The following is an 18417-nucleotide window of genomic DNA, read 5'->3' on the forward strand; positions in this document are numbered from 1 at the left end:
GAGCGACAAGAATCTAACCAGTAAGTTACACTGTCACAACCGGGACGCGTGGTGCAAGTGCACACAACAACTCATATCCAATTGTTCCTGCTGCCTGTGCGACATCATCTACCGGTACATTTTGCCCCCACAGTTCTACAGGCGAGCCAATATTCGCATGTGGACAAGGGGTTAAATCAACGGCCAGCATATCCATGCTCACGGCCCCGGTGAGCGTTGTCAAAACCCCATCAACCCAGACGGGCGTGGCATCAGGTGCCGTTCTTGGGTAACCATCAGCATAACCTGCAGCAACAATACCGATACGCTGCGTTTTTGTTGCATGATAACGGCAACCATAACCAACAGTATCACCGGCGTTCAAATGCTGAATACCAATTATCTGACTTTGTAATGTCATTGCCGGCCGCAGGCCAAAGGGGGCGATATCTTGTGGCCTTGCTGATGGTGAAGCACCATACAGAATAATTCCGGGTCTGACCCAGTCATAATGGGTTTCAGGGCACCATAACACAGCGGCAGAATTTGCCAGTGAGTGGGGAAGGTTCAGACCTTCTGCAGCCTGCCTGATTAACCGCATTGCGTCGTCTGTTCCACCTGGCTGGTCAGCCTTAGCGAAATGTGCCATCAGTGTCACTTCCCCTACCTGCGCCAGGGACCGCAATTGCTGCCAGACAGCATTCACTTCTTCCGGGCGAAATCCGAGGCGGTTCATCCCACTGTTCACTTTCAGATAAACATTAACGGGTTTACGGGCCGGGCTGGCGGCCAGCATAGCCAGTTGCCAGTTACTGTGAACACAGGTTGTTAACCCGTATTCATGGCACAAAGCCAGTTCACCTGCATCAAAAAAGCCTTCAAGTAGCAGGACAGGCCCGTGCCAGCCCGCCTGTCTTAGCCACAATGCATCTTCAATATTCAGCAAAGCAAACCCATCAGTACCCGAAGCCAGTGTCGACCAGATACGCTTCAGCCCATGCCCATAGGCATCCGCTTTCACAACACTCCAGACTTTCGCATGGCCGGCCTGCTGGCGAACCTGGTGCAAATTATGGCTGATGGCCTGTAAATCAATGGTGGCATTAATTGGGCGGGTCATGCGCCCTCCCCGTGGTGCACACCAGGATTGACCGATGAATGGGCAGGCCTCACTTGAAAGCCTGGCTGATAACGTACAACCCCAAGGTCGGCTGATTCGATATCGGGCTGGTGACCGGAAACCAGGTCAGTGATAAGCTTTCCTGACCCACATGCCATCGTCCATCCGAGCGTACCATGCCCGGTATTAAGCCACAGGTTACGCAACCGGGTTGGCCCAATCACCGGTGTCCCGTCTGGTGTCATTGGGCGCAACCCCGTCCAGAATGTGGCCTGTTCTACATGACCGCCTCGTGGATACAAATCGCGCACAACCATTTCCAGTGTTTTACGTCGCCGTTCTGGCAAGTCCAGATTGAAACCAACAATCTCTGCCATACCGCCTACCCGAATGCGCTGATCAAAGCGGGTAATGGCAATTTTGTAAGTTTCATCCAATACCGTTGAAACTGGTGCACCTGACTCACTGGCTATAGGGATAGTCAGCGAATAACCTTTCAACGGATAAACGGGAATAGACACTATCTCACTAAGCAGTGATGTAGACCAGGCACCCAGAGCCAGTACCCAGGCATCCGCCTGCAATACTTCATTGCCACAACGCACTCCGGCAAGTTTGTCACCTTCTACCAACAACTGGTCAATTGCCGTATTGAACCTAAAATTCACTCCGGCATCCTGCGCCATTTTGGCAAGATTTTTCGTGAAGAGCTGGCAGTCGCCGGTTTCATCATTTGGTAACCGCAGGCCTCCAGTTAGCTTATGCGCAACTTCCGCCAATGCGGGTTCAACTGCCCCCAATTCAGCTGATTCCAGTAGCTGATACGGTACCCCTGCCTCCCGGAGCACAGCTATATCTTTTTCTGCGCTGGCAAATTGTGCGGCAGTGCGAAACAACTGCAGAGTCCCTGCCTGACGGCCTTCATACTGAATCCCGGTATCTTTACGCAAAGTTCGCAGGCAATCACGGCTGTATTCAGCAAGACGTACCATGCGCGCCTTATTCTGCGCGTAGTGCGTTGCATCACAATTACGCAGCATCTGCCACATCCACCGCAGTTGTGCCGCAGAGCCATCAAGGTGGATAGCCAACGGTGCATGGCGCTGAAACATCCATTTAACTGCTTTCAACGGAATACCCGGTGCAGCCCAGGGAGCTGCATAACCAGGTGAAACCTGCCCGGCATTACCCGCACTGGTTTCTTCTGCTGCCTCTGGCTGACGGTCAACCACGGTGACATCGTGGCCTGCCTGGCGTAAATACCAGGCACTCGCTACTCCAACCACTCCACTACCAAGCACCACCACTCGCATATCCAACCCCAATAGTCGATAAAGAATAATCATCTAGTCACAAATTGATAACCCAGATGAAAATGTTATTCAACATATGACTTTTTTATGGTGAGCACTGTCACAACCTCACATACCAGCCAGATGTAGCGCTAAATTCTAAAAAAATATTGCCGTTGTTCTTTTGCAGAGGAAAATGCTGTCAGCATGCAATTAACCACAAAAAATTGTGTTTAACTGATGATGAAAAATATAGGCCAGCTCACCCTAAGTTGCTGGTGTGATCTATGCTTATGGAGACGGTTCCTTTTATTACCGGAACTGAAACTTGAGGGCGCGCTTATGGTCACATTGACAGCATCCGAAACACGGAAAGAGAAACGTCTGAGTGATGGACCCGACTGGACGTTTGAGTTACTGGATAGCTATTTGCAAGAAATTGACAGAGTTGCCAGGCATTACCGGCTTAGCACCTATCCACACCAAATCGAGATTATTACCTCAGAACAAATGATGGATGCCTATTCCAGTGTCGGTATGCCTATCAATTACCCTCACTGGTCGTTTGGTAAAAAGTTCATTGAGACAGAGCGAATGTACAAACATGGGCAACAAGGGCTTGCCTATGAAATAGTGATTAACTCCAATCCCTGTATTGCTTACCTGATGGAAGAAAACACGATGACCATGCAGGCGCTGGTCATGGCACATGCCTGTTACGGGCACAATTCTTTCTTCAAAAACAATTATCTGTTCCGTAGCTGGACAGATGCCAGTTCTATTATTGACTACCTTATCTTTGCCCGAAAATACATTACGGAATGCGAAGAGCGCCATGGTGTGGAAGAAGTGGAGAAACTGCTCGATTCCTGCCATGCCCTGATGAACTATGGTGTGGACCGCTACAAACGGCCGCAGAAAATCTCGCTTCAGGAAGAAAAAGCGCGCCAGAAAAGCCGTGAAGAATACCTGCAAAGCCAGGTGAATATGTTGTGGCGTACATTACCACGCAAAGAAGACGAAGAAAAACTGGCTGATACCCAGCGCCGCTTCCCTGCGGAACCACAAGAAAACTTACTGTATTTTATGGAGAAAAATGCGCCGTTGCTGGAACCATGGCAGCGTGAGATTTTGCGCATTGTCCGTAAAGTCAGCCAGTATTTTTACCCACAGAAGCAAACACAGGTCATGAATGAAGGCTGGGCGACATTCTGGCACTACAGTATTTTGAATCACCTGTATGACGAGGGAAAACTCACCGACCGCTTCATGCTGGAGTTTTTACACAGCCACACCAATGTTGTGTATCAACCGCCTTATAACAGCCCCTGGTATAATGGCATCAATCCCTATGCTCTTGGCTTTGCGATGTACCAGGATATTAAGCGTATTTGCCAGTCGCCTACTGATGAAGACAAATACTGGTTCCCGGACATTGCCGGCAAAGACTGGCTGGATACCCTTCATTTCGCCATGCGTGATTTTAAAGATGAAAGCTTTATCAGCCAGTTTATGTCACCCAAACTTATGCGTGACTTCCGTTTCTTTGCGGTACTGGATGATGACAGAAATAACTTCCTTGAAATCTCCGCTATTCACAATGAAGAAGGATACCGCGAGATACGTAACCGCCTTTCCGCACAATATAACCTGAGTAACCTCGAACCTAATATTCAGGTATGGAACGTAGATTTACGGGGCGACCGGTCACTGACATTACGTTATATTCCACAGAGCCGTGCTCCACTGGATAAAAGCCGCCGCGAAGTAATGAAACATGTTCACCGATTGTGGGGCTTTGATGTCATCCTGGAGCAACAAAACGAGGATGGCAGCGTTGAGTTACTGGAACGTTGCCCGCAACGTAGTACTTAATACGTATGAAGTCGCCAGCCAGATGATGCAAGACGCCAGCTTCTGCTGGCGTTTTTATTTTACACAAGATACGTAAGCGCCACGCTTAAACCAGAATGACCATAGTTCAATAATCACCTGTTTAAGCCTGTACCCCAATGAACACTTAACGTGTTACTGGCGCCCGCGAATGGCGAGGTCACCAGGCATAGTTTTATGCATCCGGTGCCAAATCTCACCACTCTCACGCCCATAGGTACGTACGACATCATAAACCTGATCCACCAATCCGTCTTTACAGATAGTAGCCAGTTTATGGTAGAAGCCAAGGGCAAGACTGCGGGCTTCAGGGCTTGAGAAATAGTGGCGACCGATCCGGGTATACAGCCCTTTCATCCCGTTAAGGATCAAACCATAAATAGGGTTACCGGAAGCGAATGCCAGACCACGGAAAATATTGTAATCCAGGTCGGCAAAGGCATCAGCATGGTCTTCAACTGCACTGGCTTTATCCAGCACCTGCGTAGCCTGATCCGGATGCTGGCGAAATGCAGTACGAATAAAAATGGTGGCGATATTAGTGCGAACAGACAGTAAGTTATCAATCAACTGTGGGACACTATCGTGATCTAGACGGGCAAGGGTTTCCAGAATATTAAGACCGGATGTTTCCCAGAAATTGTTCACTTTTGTCGGCTTACCATGCTGAATGGTTAGCCAGCCATCACGCGCAAGACGCTGGAGTACTTCGCGTAAAGTAGTTCGGGTTACACCAATAAGCTCTGATAGTTCACGTTCTGCCGGTAAAATTGAACCGGGAGGAAACCGATTATTCCAGATACTTTCAATTATGTACTCTTCAGCGAAACCCGCCGGGCTTTGCGCCTTAATGACCATAGAGTGATTTCCAGTTACACAAGTTCTGCAAAATAGACTCATCATACCAGATGCCACAAACGCCAGGTACCCTGTCACCAGAGGAAAAAAGGGATCACGGTATTATTTTTGCCAACTTTACATTGCTGCCAGACAGGCTTCGCCCTTGATCCAGCGGTGGCTGCCGGGTAACCTGATGAAAGTAAAAAAGCAACTTAGTATTTTATGTCGAGGAATAACATTTAATCCATGGAAATATCTATTGGTCGTGCGTTATACCGCAATTTTCTGGGGCAGTCCCCAGACTGGTATAAGTTGGCGCTACTCATCTTTCTGGTTGTTAACCCGCTCTGCTTCTTTCTCATCAGCCCTTTTGTTGCGGGCTGGTTATTAGTTGCAGAATTTATCTTCACCCTGGCGATGGCTCTCAAATGTTATCCATTATTACCCGGTGGTTTGCTGGCGTTTGAAGCGCTGGTGATAGGTATGACAACACCAGAGCGAGTACAGCATGAAATTGCGGGTAACCTGGAAGTCATTCTGCTGCTGATTTTCATGGTGGCGGGCATCTACTTCATGAAACAATTACTGTTGACGATTTTCACCCGGTTACTACTGGGGATTCGCTCTAAGGTTATCTTGTCCATGGCTTTCTGCCTGGCAGCAGCATTTATGTCTGCATTTCTTGACGCCCTTACAGTAGTCGCCGTTATCATCAGTGTGGCCGTTGGTTTTTACGGTATCTACCACAGGGTGGCATCCAACAGTGGAGAAGAAGGTAACATTCTTGATGACAGCAGTCTGGAAACAGACAGCAGATCTATTCTTGAACAGTTCCGAGGCTTTTTACGCAGTCTGATGATGCATGCCGGTGTCGGAACGGCTCTCGGCGGTGTAATGACGATGGTTGGCGAACCACAGAACCTGATCATCGCCAGTGCCGCTGGCTGGCACTTTAAAGACTTTTTACTGCGTATGGCCCCCGTTACCGTTCCAGTACTGTTCTTCGGAGTCATCACCTGTATTCTGTTAGAAAAGACCCGCACCTTTGGCTATGGTGACAAGCTTCCTGAAAAAGTTCGCCAGATCCTCCACGACTATGAACTGCGCAGTAGCAAAAAGCGAACTCGTCAGGATAGAGTGCGCCTTGTAGTACAAGGCATTATTGCGGTATGGCTGATTGTGGCTCTGGCCTTCCACCTGGCAGAAGTTGGCCTGATTGGTTTATCGGTGATTATTTTCGCTACTGCGCTGTGTGGGATAACCGATGAGCATGCGATTGGTAAGGCTTTTACCGAAGCACTGCCTTTTACCGCATTGCTCACTGTTTTCTTTTCAGTGGTCGCGGTTATTATCGACCAGCATTTATTTACTCCGATTATTCAGTTTGTACTCAATGCCAGTCCCCACGCTCAGCTCTCCCTGTTTTATTTATTTACTGGTGTATTGTCATCAATCTCAGATAATGTGTTTGTTGGAACGGTTTACATTAACGAAGCCAAAAGCGCACTTGAAGCAGGTGTCATTACGCTTAAGCAGTATGAACTGCTGGCGGTCGCCATTAATACCGGGACTAATCTGCCATCCGTCGCTACGCCAAATGGTCAGGCCGCGTTTCTGTTTTTGCTTACTTCAGCACTGGCACCGCTTATTCGCTTATCTTACGGACGAATGGTTATAATGGCATTGCCTTATACTATTGTTCTGACACTGGTTGGGCTGTTCTGTGTTGAATTTACACTGATCCCCATGACGGAGTGGATGCAGGTACACCACTGGTTTACTGCCCCGACTTTGTCGATGGTGGAATAACAAAGAGCCAGTCAGACCCAAAGGACCCCGGATACTATACGGGGTTCTTTCGCTGGTTCAGATTTTCTTACGCTATTATTTTATATTTTGCTGGCGCTATCAGTAAGTTGGGGTAGACTGCCACACAGTAATATATCCGGGATAAAAATTATGTTGCGATATTTAAACCAGTGTTCGCGAGGTCGTAGCGCCTGGCTATTGATGGCGTTCACGGCATTGGCGCTGGAATTAACGGCGCTTTGGTTTCAGTACGTCATGAAGCTACAGCCCTGTGTTATGTGCATTTATGAACGTTGCGCCTTGTTTGGTATTTTAGGTGCCGCACTGCTTGGTGCTATTGCGCCCAAGACACCTTTGCGCTTTGTGGCGATGATTATCTGGGTTTACAGCGCCGTGCGTGGGTTACAGTTGTCATGGGAACATACCATGCTGCAACTTCACCCTTCGCCATTTGCCGTTTGCCCTTTCAGGGCTGACTTTCCAACCTGGTTACCCCTTGATAAGTGGGTACCGCAGGTGTTTGTCGCGACAGGTGACTGTTCAGTACGCCAGTGGGAATTCCTGACACTGGATATGCCGCAATGGCTGGTAGGGATTTTCGCAGCTTACCTGGTTGTGGCCGTCCTGGTTATTATCGCGCAACCTTTTAAACCAAAACGTCGCGACCTGTTTGGCCGTTAAGCAACAGTACATCAATTTAAGGGGGGCACACTGGCCTCCCTTTTTATTTGCACCATTCACAGGGAATTTATCTGTGGCGATGATTTCTCGCCTCGAGATTACGGAGTGTGGTTATTACATCAGCTACAATGAAACACATTCCGATAATAATACTTACGGCTGCAACCGGGATCAGTGGATACGGGTCATGTAATATGCCAGCAGCATCAGCTACGGGAGGAAAAGCATAATACGCAGCCAGAAACGCGACAGTGGCCACTAAAAACGCGAACAGCCAGATACCCCGAATCCACTTTTGCATGCTATTCAACCCTGAATGTGTCAAAACAAACAAAACAGTAACGCTACCGGAAAACTCATAGGCCAGGTTGCGCCAATCAGCAATGCACTTAATCCCCGAATCACTGGCCTTTCCTTTGCCAGTAAAAAAGTAATCAGCGCACACACAAATGCCATTGCGCCATAAAAAACCAACATTTTTTGATAAATCGTCATAATTTCACACAAAACGTCACTTGACTTGCTGGCGTAATATGCGCGTTTTATTGATACAGATCAAGCTTATCACATTGAGATTTATGACATGCAGGCGGCAGGTAACGAAAGAAGCAGGAAACAAACGGTTCGTAACAAACTGGTGGCATAGAGAGATATCAGCCACCAAAAAATAAGCATTAACTGTTGCCTGAAACCGGGGTTACTTTGCCCACCCAGGCTTATTCAGAATATGATCTTCCCAATCGAGTACATCCGACTCACGTACTGCAATATGGCGTACTGAAATACGCTCACCATGCATGGCGGCTTTAGAACCGGTTCGCAGCGGGTGCCAGACAGGCAGTGACTTGCCCTCACCTACCAGGCGATATGCGCAAGTTGGTGGCAACCATTCAAACTGCGTTAAATTTTCGCGCGTGAGCTTGATACAGTCGGGCTCATACTCAAAACGACGCGAATAGTTACGGCACTGACAGGATTTAATATTCAGTTGCTGACAGGCGACATTAGTAAAATAAATCTCGTCAGTCTCTTCATCCTGCAATTTGTGAAGGCAACACTGCCCACACCCATCGCACAACGACTCCCATTCAGCATCACTCATTTGCTCCAGGGTTTTCACTGCCCAAAATTCTTCTGCCGCCATTATCTCGCCCAATATCAAAAATAAGCTGCACCTTATAAACACTCTGCCCACAGGATGCAAGTTTTATAAGGTGACCAATGCGCTATAGCACTCGGGTAGACACGGACTTCCCGTCAAACACCACTTCCAGGTTATCACCACTGTTTAATGGCCCAACACCTTCTGGGGTGCCCGTGAGTATTACGTCACCGGGACGCAGAGTGAAATATTTGCTCATATAAGCAATCAGCGGAATAATCGGTGTGATCATATCTTCCGTATTGCCTTGCTGGCGCCACTCACCGTTAATTTTTAAGCCCAGAACCGTATTCTGCGGGTCATTGGCAAAATCTTTTGCAGGAATAAAACCGGAAACTGGACATGCGTTATCAAATCCTTTTGCTTTTTCCCAGGGGCGCCCGGTTTTTTTCAGTTCAGCCTGAACCTGACGTAAAGTCAAATCGAGCGCGACACCATAACCCGCTATCCCCTGAATCACTTGATCAGTTGTCGCCTGACGCAAGGTGGTACCAATGAGTACGGCCAGTTCAACTTCATGATGAATTTCACCCAGCCCTTGCGGTAACGCCAGCGGTTGTTTCAAATCGCACAATGCAGTTTCTGGTTTGATAAAAAGTACAGGCTCTTGCGGCGTTGCGCTGCCCATCTCTTTAATATGCTTTGCGTAGTTACTCCCCACACAAACCACTTTATTTACTGGATAATCGAGCAAACAGCCCTGCCAGTCATGATGCTGATACATGCTAATCCCCTGTAAATGTTATTACCTTGTTGATAAAACAACTATTACGGTCAGCAGGAAGTGTGTCAACGACAAAATAGTAAGGTGTTGAAAGAAAACAGGCAGCGGTGAAATACGCTGCCTGCCAGGGGGAATATTAATTTTCACCCTGTTCTTCGCGGTGCTGTTTCAGTAAATCTTCCACAGGCGGTGGGATCTGTAAATAATACCCCTGGGTTTCAAGGGCTTCTCTTACGGTCTCAATATTGGCATTCGCCAGTTTTTTATTGCCATTAAGCGGTAAAAGCATGGTCATAATTGGTTTACCAAAACCGGCCATTAGCGCTTCCGGCACCCTTGAAAAATCGTCTTTTTTTTCAACATACAGATAGGTCTGGTCGCGCTTGCTACTTCTATAGATCACACAAAACATGTTTTTTACTCTGAATCATTCGCTGGTGACTTGCTTCAACATATTCAGGACTATAACATGCCTGCTATGCTTGGGATATCATCCCGTATTTTCGGGAATTTAAACTGAATTGAGTAAGGCCAGGATGTCAAATTCTCCCATTGAACTAAAAGGCAGTAGTTTTACACTCTCCGTGGTTCATTTGCATGATGCAAACCCCGCGCTTATCCGCAAAGCTCTTGAAGACAAAGTGGCCCAGGCTCCGGCTTTTTTAAAAAATGCCCCCGTCGTTGTGAATGTCGCCGATGTTGATGGCGCAATAACATGGCAACAGGTTAATGAAGCAATCAGTGCATCGGGTTTGCACGTTGTTGGTGTCAGCGGTAGTAAAAACCCGCAATTAAAAGCGCAAGTTGAAATGGCTGGCCTTCCTTTGCTAACAGAAGGTGTTAAACCTCCTCGCCCTGCTCGTGAAGCAAAGCAAGACACGCCCTCCGCCTCTGTTGCCCCCGAATCCACTGTTTACAGAACTCGCCTGATTGATACCCCGGTCCGTTCAGGGCAACGTATCTATGCGCAGCACAGTGACCTGGTTGTCACCAACCATGTTAGCGCCGGCGCTGAATTGATTGCCGATGGTAATATTCATGTTTATGGCACCATGCGCGGCAGGGCTCTGGCGGGTGCTGCGGGTGATAAAGACGCGCAAATTTTTTGTACTCACCTGGTTGCAGAACTGGTTTCAATTGGCGGTGTTTATTGGCTGAGTGACCAGGTTCCAACTGATTACTATGGTAAAGCGGCGCGGCTGAAACTGGTCGGCGGCGCTTTGACGGTTCAACCTTTATACTAAATAAGCCCTTTAACAAGGAACTCCTCTATGGCACGCATTATTGTTGTTACATCGGGTAAAGGGGGCGTTGGCAAGACTACGTCCAGCGCGGCCATCGCTACTGGTCTGGCCCAAAAGGGAAAAAAGACCGTTGTTATCGATTTTGATATCGGTCTGCGTAATCTTGATCTGATAATGGGTTGTGAACGCCGTGTGGTTTATGACTTCGTAAACGTGATTCAGGGTGATGCCACGCTCAACCAGGCGCTGATTAAAGATAAACGTACTGAGAACCTGCACATTCTTCCTGCCTCGCAAACGCGCGATAAAGACGCGCTCACCCGTGAAGGTGTGGGGAAAGTGCTTGATGAGCTTAAAAAAATGGAGTTTGATTTCATTGTCTGTGACTCCCCTGCCGGCATTGAGACTGGAGCATTAATGGCTCTCTATTTTGCCGATGAAGCCGTTATCACCACCAACCCTGAAGTCTCTTCTGTTCGTGACTCTGACCGTATTCTCGGTATCCTTTCATCTAAATCACGCCGTGCAGAAGCGGGGGAAGACCCTATCAAAGAGCACCTGTTGCTTACCCGCTACAACCCAGGCCGGGTTAACAAAGGTGATATGCTGAGCATGGAAGATGTGCTGGAAATTCTACGCATTCCGCTGGTCGGTTTGATTCCTGAAGACCAGTCTGTTTTACGTGCATCAAATCAGGGTGAACCTGTGATTCTTGATACAGAATCAGATGCAGGTAAAGCCTATGCCGATACGGTAGACCGCCTGCTAGGCGAAGAACGTCCTTTCCGCTTCATTGAAGAAGAGAAGAAAGGTTTCCTCAAACGCCTGTTCGGAGGATAAATTATGGCATTGCTCGACTTTTTTCTTTCGCGAAAAAAGAATACCGCCAATATTGCAAAAGAGCGCTTGCAGATAATTGTGGCAGAACGTCGCCGTAGCGAAATGGAACCTCAATATCTGCCCCAGCTAAAACGCGATATTCTGGAAGTGATTTGCAGATACGTGAAAATTGATCCTGAGATGGTCACCGTACAGTTAGATCAGAAAGGTGATGATATTTCAGTGCTGGAATTGAACGTAACACTACCCGAAACGGAAGAGACCAAATAACACCGTCACTGTGCCCGGCGATACAGGGCTCCAGCCGTGACAGGCCCGAAAGAACCTGTCACGGCTGTGTTTGTTGCGGGTTAATACTGTGTCAGTAAAGACCTGAGTGATTCGCCCAGTAAATTTGCCCGCCAACCATTGGTCAGTTCCGGCGTTAACCCCGGTTTCAGTTGCCAGTGCCAGTTCAGTAGCTGGTTTATCTGGCGCCGTGAGGCCAGCAACTCAGGACTGAGCCCACACTCTTCTCCCACCTGCTGTACAACGGTTTTAATCGCCTTAAAGGCTTTACGGTAGCCAGGCATGTCTATCAGGCTGCTGATTGGCTCTGGCAGTTCACTTTCAGGCATTGCCTGAGCCTGTTCAACAAGGCTTAGCAATGTTTTGCCATGATAACGAATTTCACTGCCATTCAGCCCCATGCCATCCAGCTCACCCAGAGTACCGGGTAAATAACGGGCTACTGACAACAGGTTTTCTTCTCTTACAACAAAGTTAACCGCGAGATCACGCTTACGGGCCTCACGTAAACGCCAGGCTGCCAGAAGCTTCAAACAGCCCAACTGCCGTGGACGCAATTGCCATGCGTTGCCAATATCACGCCAGGCTTCATCTGGTTCAGTGACATCACTGCGACGCTGCATCATAAGCTGGCATTCGTCCAGTGCAGCGGGCAGCCAGCCACTGCGCTGCGCTTCCTGGTACAGTTTCCCCGCCAGTGGGAGTAAATACCAGACATCAGCTGCCGCATAGTCACACTGTCTGGTGCTGAGTGGGCGTGCCAGCCAGTCGGTCCGGGATTCACTTTTATCCAGTACTACACCGTCATATTTCTCAACAAGTTTGGCAAAGCCAGTGGAAAGTGGCATCCCGGTGAATGAAGCCAGCACTTGCGTATCAATCATATTGACCGGCATGGTACCAAAACTGTGAAGAAACACTTCAAGATCCTCACTGCCTGCATGGAGATATTTGACGATATCAGGGCATGTAAGCAGCGCGATAAAAGGTTGCCAGTTAGTAATAGTGAGCGGGTCAATTAACGATAAACGTTCCCCGTCAAACATTTGTACTAACCCCAGTTGAGGGTAATAAGTCCTGGTGCGGACAAATTCAGTATCAAGCGCGAGGGTTGTGTGGACTGCTGCTGCCTGGCACACATCTTCAAGGGATGAATCACTGGTAATTATCTGATAGTTCAAAACAATTTCTCTATCTTTAGCGCATTACCCAAAAAAAACGCCAGGATCACCCGGCGTTATGGGAGATGGATTAAATTCTCAGGGCTTATTGTCACCTGCCTTCAGCACTTCGTCACGTAATTCTCGCCGTAAAATTTTGCCTACATTTGATTTGGGCAATTCCGTGCGGAACTCAACCTGCTTCGGCACTTTATAACCTGTGAGCTGGCGGCGACAAAAGGTTATCAGAGCTTCTTCCGTTAATGACTCTTCTTTTTTTACCACAAAAAGCTTCACCATTTCGCCGCTGGCCTGTGAAGGCACACCTACTGCTGCTACTTCCTGTACACCGCTATGTTGCATCACAACATCTTCGATTTCATTCGGGTATACATTAAACCCAGATACGAGGATCATATCTTTTTTACGATCAACAATCCGCAGGAAGCCTTCGTCGTCCATCACAGCCACATCGCCAGTCCGCAACCAACCGTCCTGCATAATTTCTTCTGTAGCATCAGGACGGTTCCAGTAACCTTCCATAACCTGCGGCCCTTTCACACACAGTTCTCCCGGCTCACCAGGCGCAACACACTCGCCTTCATCGTTCACCAGGCGTACATCAGTTGAGGGGACTGGCAGGCCAATGCTACCACTGTGATAGTCAATATCATGCGGGTTTACACTCACCAGAGGAGAACACTCTGTCAATCCGTAACCTTCAAGCAAGTAATGCCCGGTCAGTTTTTCCCAGCGCTCTGCAACTGCGTGCTGTACTGGCATCCCTCCTCCCGCCGCCAGATGCAGCGAAGAGAAATCAAGTTTCTGAAATTCCGGATTGTTCAGCAATGCATTAAACAATGTGTTCACTCCGGTCATGGCGGTGAACGGGTATTTCGCCAGTTCTTTTACCAGGCCAGGAATGTCACGTGGATTGGTGATAAGCAAATTCTGCCCACCCAACTCAATGAACAGCAGGCAGTTCATCGTTAAGGCAAAAATGTGATAAAGCGGCAGCGCCGTTACAACTAATTCTTTGCCATTGAATAAGAGCGGCCCATAGGTGGCTTTAACTTGTTCAATATTGGCCAGCATATTGCGATGAGTAAGCATCGCCCCTTTCGCCACGCCAGTGGTGCCGCCGGTATACTGCAGAAATGCCAGTGCCGAGTTTTCGATTTCAGGTTTCACATATTGCATGCGATAGCCCTGATGCATGGCACGACGAAAAGAGATGGCATCCGGCAGATGATACTTCGGTACCAGCCGCTTCACATATTTTACGACAAAGTTAATTAACGTACCTTTTGCCGTGGAAAGCTGATCCCCCATACGCGTCAGGATCACATGCTTCACCGGGGTATTTGACACAACCTTTTCCAGTGTGTGAGCAAAGTTTGAAACAATGACGATTGCGCTGGCGCCGCTGTCTTTCAGTTGGTGTTCCAACTCCCGCGGCGTGTAGAGTGGGTTAACATTCACCACCACCATGCCTGCCCGCAAAATACCAAATAATGCGACAGGGTATTGCAACAAATTGGGCATCATCAACGCAACCCTGTCACCGGGGTTCAGACCAAGGCCTTCCTGGAGATAAGCCGCAAATGCCCTGCTGCGCTCTTCCAGTTTGCGAAATGTCATGGTTTCACCCATGTTAATGAATGCCGGTTGGTCTGCATAACGCACACAGGAGTGTTCAAATAATTCGACCAGGGATTGGTAACGATCAGGATTGATCTCAGCCGGTACATCTTCCGGGTATCGGTTTAGCCAAACCTTCTTCAACGCATCACCTCTGTATGTTGTATTTATCGTCATCTCAACCCCAAAAAAACAAACAAAGAATTAACATTATATTAACTCAGCGTACCAGTTAACTCTGTTATGCTGTTTGCAGGTTGCGAAGCGCGTCACTAATTATTTTTCCGTCCATGAAAACAAAGAAACAGCGACAAAGTCACTGTTTCTAAATACTCAAACCCGGACTTCTGTTTAACCGATTATTCAGTCACTACTGATTCGACACGCGCCGGACCATAGTTGTAATACCCCCAGGGTGCCGGGCGCATGCGCAAATGGTAGCCTGAACCCCACATCCATGGGTCAACAATATCAGGTGGGCTGACCACTTGCTGAACCACTCTCCAGCGTTTGAACCCGGTCGCTTTCATGACCATCCAGGTATACTGGCTCTGGCCAATTTTACCTTTTTCGGTTCCGGTAATCGGCCCGACAACAGTAATAAGATGCCCCCGGTAATCAACCGGGTCGAGGAAACCTGTGACATCGGCGTAAATGCGCCCTATGGACGCCTGCCCCAGTACTGGCCTGGCGCCATCATCCAGCGGCATCACCGCAATCTCAAGGCGAGTTTTACCGTCCAGATTCTGCAACCCAATAACTTTGCCACCAAAACGCGCCTCTTCACCTACATACAAAGAAGGTGCATTCATCACTCGCACTAAATCCATTTGCGGAGTTGGGCTGGTGCCTTTGATAGCATCCGGCACACTCACACACCCGGTTAACAGCAGGCAGGCCACTAACCCCAGGCCATAAATACCACGACGCACTGAACCACCAGCCATAAAAAACTCCTTACTCCGCAAGCAGGTGCTCTTATTCCCGACCTGGTAATTTTTTCCAGGCCACTTCATTTCTAAGGTATACAGGTTCAGCCTGTTCAACTGCTATCGTTTTTTGTTGCAGAACGGCCTGTATTGCAAACGGCAACATATCTTCAGCCATCGGCAAAGAAACACCTCCAGGTATCACGGACAGGCCAGTATCTTTCGCCATTTCAGGCCAGGCTTCCCACCCGGTTCCTACAGTAGCCCATTCACCATTGAGTTGTTTTAAACGCGCAGTTACCGCCTCAGGCTTGCAGACACGTTCAGTTTTTTCTCCGTGCCACTGACCTGCAGCGTCGCGCTGATATTCGGCCCAGTAAACTTCGCCCATGCGAGCATCAATAGCACACAAGACTCGGGTTGCCCCTGACAGACGAAACGCCCCCTGTGCCATTGTCGCCAGTGTTGATACACCAGCCAGAGGCAGTTGCGCACCAAGCGCCAGCCCCTGTGCGATACCAATACCAATACGCACGCCTGTAAAACTGCCCGGCCCACGGCCAAAAGCAAGAGCATCAACGTCAGACAAAGAAACACCGCTCTGGTTCAGTAATTCCTGCACCAAAGGGAGAATACGCTGCGTATGCTCGCGAGGGCACAATTCAAAGTGGGCGTATGTTTTACCGTCGTTCCACACGGCGACAGAACATGCTTCGGTGGCGGTATCAATAGCCAAAATTCGCATGGGTGGTACTAACCTCAGGACAAAGATAATTACAAAATGGCGCGCATTCTAGCACACCCCAGGGCAAATTACTCCGCCGGCTGTTGGCGCAAAAATGCCGCCGCACGTTCAATATCCCTGGTGCGTGGTGCGTCAGGCAGGCTACCGAGAAATATCTCGCCATAAGGCCGCATCACCAGCCGTGGGTCGCAAATTACTAACACGCCACGGTCACTGGTATCACGAATCAATCGCCCCACGCCCTGCTTAAGGGTAATCACCGCTTCAGGCAGTTGCACTTCATCAAAAGGCTCACCACCCCGTAACCGACAATCTTCCATACGCGCTTTCAGTAACGGATCATCGGGAGATGTGAACGGCAGTTTATCGATAATGACCAGGGAAAGCGCATCTCCCCGAACATCAACGCCCTCCCAGAAACTGCTGGTCGCCACCAGTAAGGCATTACCTGCTGAAATAAATTGCTCCAGCAACTGAGCCTTACTGGTTTCGCCCTGCAGCAATACTGGCAATGTCATCGTGGCACGAAATTGCTCAGCCAGGTCGCGCATCATTGCGTGCGAAGTACACAACACAAAACAGCGCCCGTTATTCGCTTCTATTAGTGGGCGAAGCATAGATGCAAGCTTGCGCCCGGCCCCGGGCTTGCCCGGTTCTGGTAACCCCCGCGGGACACATAACAGTGCCTGATGAGCGTAATCAAATGGGCTTGGCAAGAGTAATGTCTGCGCATCATTCAACCCAAGGCGGTCAGTAAAATGGTGTAAATCATCATTTACTGACAGCGTCGCAGAGGTAAACACCCAGCACCCTTTTTTCTCTTTAATCACTTCAGTAAATTTATCTGCCACACTGAGCGGTGTCAGCGCCAGAGTAAAGTTACGGCTGGTGCACTCATACCAGTAGCTATAGCCTGTCTGGCTGGTTTCCTTGAGGCGCTTCAGACGCGCCCGATACAGTGTGACACGTTCAAAAGCCGCATCCAGTAGTGCTGAACGACCCAGAGATAATTTTGCCACGTCATAACACAGCTCAAGGGAGTCATCTAACAGCAACAAAGCGCGTTGCACTGCTCCATCAGCCAGTAAGTCCCTCAGATTGCCACGAAAACCCGGCTCTCCTAACTGCAGGCGGAAATCCAGCGTGCTCTGGGTGAGTCTGTCGGCACACTTCATTAATTGTTGGGTATCTTTGACTTCAGTTCGATAAGCAATGGCAATATCTTTGGCGACATCAAGCAACTGGCGGCTTGAAAGGGACTGACCAAAGTACTGACTGGCGATGTCAGGTATCTGGTGCGCTTCATCAAAAATGGTAACATCGGCATCGGGAATGAGCTCAGCAAACCCACTGTCTTTGACTACCATGTCGGCCATAAACAGGTGATGGTTGACGACCACAATATCGGCATCCATCGCCTTTTTGCGGGCTTTTACCACATAGCACTCTTTATAACGCGGGCAGTCAGCCCCCAGACAGTTATCATTGGTGCTGGTCACCAAAGGCCAGACAGGCGCATCTTCCGCCACACCACGGCAGGTGCTGGTGTCTCCGTCTTCAGTTTCACTCACCCACTGGCGCAGAATCATCAGATCGCTCAGGGTTTGTACCGGCAAATCGCCACCAGCCAGCACTTGCTGCTCCAGCCGTTCAAGGCATAAATAGTTGCTGCGCCCTTTCAGCAACGCCTGCCTGCCAGTGTAGCCCAGCGCACGGGCAATGGTAGGCAGGTCTCTGCTGAACAGCTGATCCTGCAAGGCTTTTGAACCGGTGGAAATAATCACCTTTTTATCTGCCCGCAAGGCAGGAGCCAGGTAAGCATAGGTTTTACCCGTTCCCGTACCTGCTTCAACGACCAGTGAATGGCTGCCGGTAATCGCTGCACTTACAGCCTGTGCCATCTGCCTTTGTGCTTCGCGCGGTTTAAAACCGCTGATAGCCTGTGCAAGTTGCCCATCTGACGCAAAATCGTCTGCCACGTTTCTTCTCCCTAATGCCTGGCTGGCAGGCGTAAAGTGATGCCGATTATGTCAGGGGTGGCAAAGTTGTGCCAGTCATGGTGATTCTGAC

At 49.0% G+C, this 18417-nt stretch carries 18 protein-coding genes; 6 read left to right on the forward strand and 12 right to left on the reverse strand.

Translation table 11 applies throughout. From position 1 onward, the window contains the following. Positions 1-25: 25 nt before the first annotated feature. A complete protein-coding gene (dadX, locus tag A9B99_RS01860) occupies positions 26-1099 on the reverse strand; it encodes a catabolic alanine racemase DadX (protein WP_064594064.1) in 1074 nt (357 codons plus the stop codon). Beyond that, positions 1096-2412 carry a D-amino acid dehydrogenase gene (locus tag A9B99_RS01865; protein ID WP_064594066.1) on the reverse strand — a complete coding sequence of 439 codons (1317 nt, stop codon included), beginning with the start codon at positions 2410-2412 and terminating at the stop codon, positions 1096-1098. Before A9B99_RS01865 ends, dadX begins: the two co-directional genes overlap by 4 nt. A 321-nt stretch (positions 2413-2733) precedes the next feature. On the opposite strand from A9B99_RS01865, the gene A9B99_RS01870 reads away from it, so the two are divergent. Further along, positions 2734-4266, forward strand: coding sequence for a SpoVR family protein (locus A9B99_RS01870; protein WP_064594068.1), 1533 nt, complete (start codon positions 2734-2736; stop codon positions 4264-4266). Between the two features lie 153 nt (positions 4267-4419). Here the strand turns inward: A9B99_RS01870 and fadR are convergent, their stop codons facing one another. Beyond that, positions 4420-5142 (reverse strand): fatty acid metabolism transcriptional regulator FadR, encoded by a 723-nt coding sequence (gene fadR, locus A9B99_RS01875; protein WP_064594070.1) that lies wholly within the window; start codon positions 5140-5142, stop codon positions 4420-4422. 228 nt (positions 5143-5370) lie between these two features. Here fadR and nhaB point away from each other — a divergent pair, with 228 nt between their 5' ends. Together nhaB and dsbB are read left to right on the forward strand one after the other, a co-directional pair. Beyond that, the gene (gene nhaB, locus A9B99_RS01880) at positions 5371-6933 is read left to right on the forward strand and encodes a sodium/proton antiporter NhaB (protein ID WP_064594071.1); all 1563 of its coding nucleotides are present in this window, start codon (positions 5371-5373) and stop codon (positions 6931-6933) included. Positions 6934-7083: 150 nt separating this feature from the next. Continuing rightward, positions 7084-7614: a disulfide bond formation protein DsbB gene (gene dsbB, locus A9B99_RS01885; protein WP_064594072.1), complete on the forward strand. Its 531-nt coding sequence runs from the start codon at positions 7084-7086 to the stop codon at positions 7612-7614. Positions 7615-7935: 321 nt separating this feature from the next. On the opposite strand, the gene A9B99_RS01895 is transcribed toward dsbB, so the two are convergent. From A9B99_RS01895 to A9B99_RS01910, 4 genes are all read right to left on the reverse strand, one after another. Further along, positions 7936-8109: a GhoT/OrtT family toxin gene (locus A9B99_RS01895; protein WP_064594075.1), complete on the reverse strand. Its 174-nt coding sequence runs from the start codon at positions 8107-8109 to the stop codon at positions 7936-7938. 202 nt (positions 8110-8311) lie between these two features. Then, positions 8312-8758, reverse strand: coding sequence for a YcgN family cysteine cluster protein (locus A9B99_RS01900; RefSeq protein WP_064594077.1), 447 nt, complete (start codon positions 8756-8758; stop codon positions 8312-8314). A gap of 82 nt (positions 8759-8840) precedes the next feature. Beyond that, complete coding sequence (locus A9B99_RS01905; RefSeq protein WP_064594079.1) at positions 8841-9500, reverse strand: fumarylacetoacetate hydrolase family protein; 660 nt, start codon at positions 9498-9500, stop codon at positions 8841-8843. A gap of 136 nt (positions 9501-9636) precedes the next feature. Then, positions 9637-9912, reverse strand: a complete 276-nt coding sequence (locus A9B99_RS01910; RefSeq protein ID WP_064594081.1) for a YcgL domain-containing protein — start codon at positions 9910-9912, stop codon at positions 9637-9639. A 124-nt stretch (positions 9913-10036) separates the two neighbouring features. On the opposite strand from A9B99_RS01910, the gene minC reads away from it, so the two are divergent. The 3 genes from minC to minE are packed head-to-tail and all read left to right on the forward strand — an operon-like array spanning position 10037 to position 11854. Beyond that, complete coding sequence (minC, locus tag A9B99_RS01915; RefSeq protein ID WP_064594083.1) at positions 10037-10744, forward strand: septum site-determining protein MinC; 708 nt, start codon at positions 10037-10039, stop codon at positions 10742-10744. A gap of 27 nt (positions 10745-10771) precedes the next feature. Further along, entirely contained in the window at positions 10772-11584 is an 813-nt protein-coding gene (gene minD / locus A9B99_RS01920) for a septum site-determining protein MinD (RefSeq protein ID WP_036107324.1), read from the forward strand. Positions 11585-11587: 3 nt separating this feature from the next. After that, positions 11588-11854 carry a cell division topological specificity factor MinE gene (gene minE, locus A9B99_RS01925; protein WP_064594084.1) on the forward strand — a complete coding sequence of 89 codons (267 nt, stop codon included), beginning with the start codon at positions 11588-11590 and terminating at the stop codon, positions 11852-11854. A gap of 80 nt (positions 11855-11934) precedes the next feature. On the opposite strand, the gene rnd is transcribed toward minE, so the two are convergent. The 5 genes from rnd to A9B99_RS01950 all read right to left on the reverse strand — a co-directional run bounded on the left by rnd (position 11935) and on the right by A9B99_RS01950 (position 18326). Then, positions 11935-13053, reverse strand: coding sequence for a ribonuclease D (gene rnd / locus A9B99_RS01930; RefSeq protein ID WP_064594085.1), 1119 nt, complete (start codon positions 13051-13053; stop codon positions 11935-11937). A gap of 78 nt (positions 13054-13131) precedes the next feature. Next, positions 13132-14817 carry a long-chain-fatty-acid--CoA ligase FadD gene (gene fadD, locus A9B99_RS01935; RefSeq protein WP_064594086.1) on the reverse strand — a complete coding sequence of 562 codons (1686 nt, stop codon included), beginning with the start codon at positions 14815-14817 and terminating at the stop codon, positions 13132-13134. Positions 14818-15032: 215 nt separating this feature from the next. Continuing rightward, on the reverse strand, positions 15033-15620 hold the full coding sequence (locus A9B99_RS01940; RefSeq protein ID WP_064594087.1) for a Slp/YeaY family lipoprotein: 588 nt from the start codon (positions 15618-15620) through the stop codon (positions 15033-15035). 31 nt (positions 15621-15651) lie between these two features. Continuing rightward, positions 15652-16347: a tRNA (adenosine(37)-N6)-threonylcarbamoyltransferase complex dimerization subunit type 1 TsaB gene (gene tsaB, locus A9B99_RS01945; protein WP_064594088.1), complete on the reverse strand. Its 696-nt coding sequence runs from the start codon at positions 16345-16347 to the stop codon at positions 15652-15654. Between the two features lie 68 nt (positions 16348-16415). After that, on the reverse strand, positions 16416-18326 hold the full coding sequence (locus tag A9B99_RS01950) for an ATP-dependent DNA helicase (RefSeq protein WP_064594090.1): 1911 nt from the start codon (positions 18324-18326) through the stop codon (positions 16416-16418). Positions 18327-18417: the final 91 nt, after the last annotated feature.

The sequence above is a fragment of the Mangrovibacter phragmitis genome (assembly GCF_001655675.1).
GTDB lineage: Bacteria > Pseudomonadota > Gammaproteobacteria > Enterobacterales > Enterobacteriaceae > Mangrovibacter > Mangrovibacter phragmitis.

Coding starts and splice junctions, on each gene's coding strand:
- A9B99_RS01910 (WP_064594081.1), bottom strand. CDS start 9,912: ATGTTTTGTGTGATCTATAGAAGTAGCAAGCGCGACCAGACCTATCTG.
- minE (WP_064594084.1), top strand. CDS start 11,588: ATGGCATTGCTCGACTTTTTTCTTTCGCGAAAAAAGAATACCGCCAAT.
- A9B99_RS01895 (WP_064594075.1), bottom strand. CDS start 8,109: ATGACGATTTATCAAAAAATGTTGGTTTTTTATGGCGCAATGGCATTT.
- dsbB (WP_064594072.1), top strand. CDS start 7,084: ATGTTGCGATATTTAAACCAGTGTTCGCGAGGTCGTAGCGCCTGGCTA.
- tsaB (WP_064594088.1), bottom strand. CDS start 16,347: ATGCGAATTTTGGCTATTGATACCGCCACCGAAGCATGTTCTGTCGCC.
- minD (WP_036107324.1), top strand. CDS start 10,772: ATGGCACGCATTATTGTTGTTACATCGGGTAAAGGGGGCGTTGGCAAG.
- A9B99_RS01940 (WP_064594087.1), bottom strand. CDS start 15,620: ATGGCTGGTGGTTCAGTGCGTCGTGGTATTTATGGCCTGGGGTTAGTG.
- A9B99_RS01900 (WP_064594077.1), bottom strand. CDS start 8,758: ATGGCGGCAGAAGAATTTTGGGCAGTGAAAACCCTGGAGCAAATGAGT.
- nhaB (WP_064594071.1), top strand. CDS start 5,371: ATGGAAATATCTATTGGTCGTGCGTTATACCGCAATTTTCTGGGGCAG.
- fadR (WP_064594070.1), bottom strand. CDS start 5,142: ATGGTCATTAAGGCGCAAAGCCCGGCGGGTTTCGCTGAAGAGTACATA.
- dadX (WP_064594064.1), bottom strand. CDS start 1,099: ATGACCCGCCCAATTAATGCCACCATTGATTTACAGGCCATCAGCCAT.
- A9B99_RS01865 (WP_064594066.1), bottom strand. CDS start 2,412: ATGCGAGTGGTGGTGCTTGGTAGTGGAGTGGTTGGAGTAGCGAGTGCC.
- A9B99_RS01870 (WP_064594068.1), top strand. CDS start 2,734: ATGGTCACATTGACAGCATCCGAAACACGGAAAGAGAAACGTCTGAGT.
- minC (WP_064594083.1), top strand. CDS start 10,037: ATGTCAAATTCTCCCATTGAACTAAAAGGCAGTAGTTTTACACTCTCC.
- A9B99_RS01905 (WP_064594079.1), bottom strand. CDS start 9,500: ATGTATCAGCATCATGACTGGCAGGGCTGTTTGCTCGATTATCCAGTA.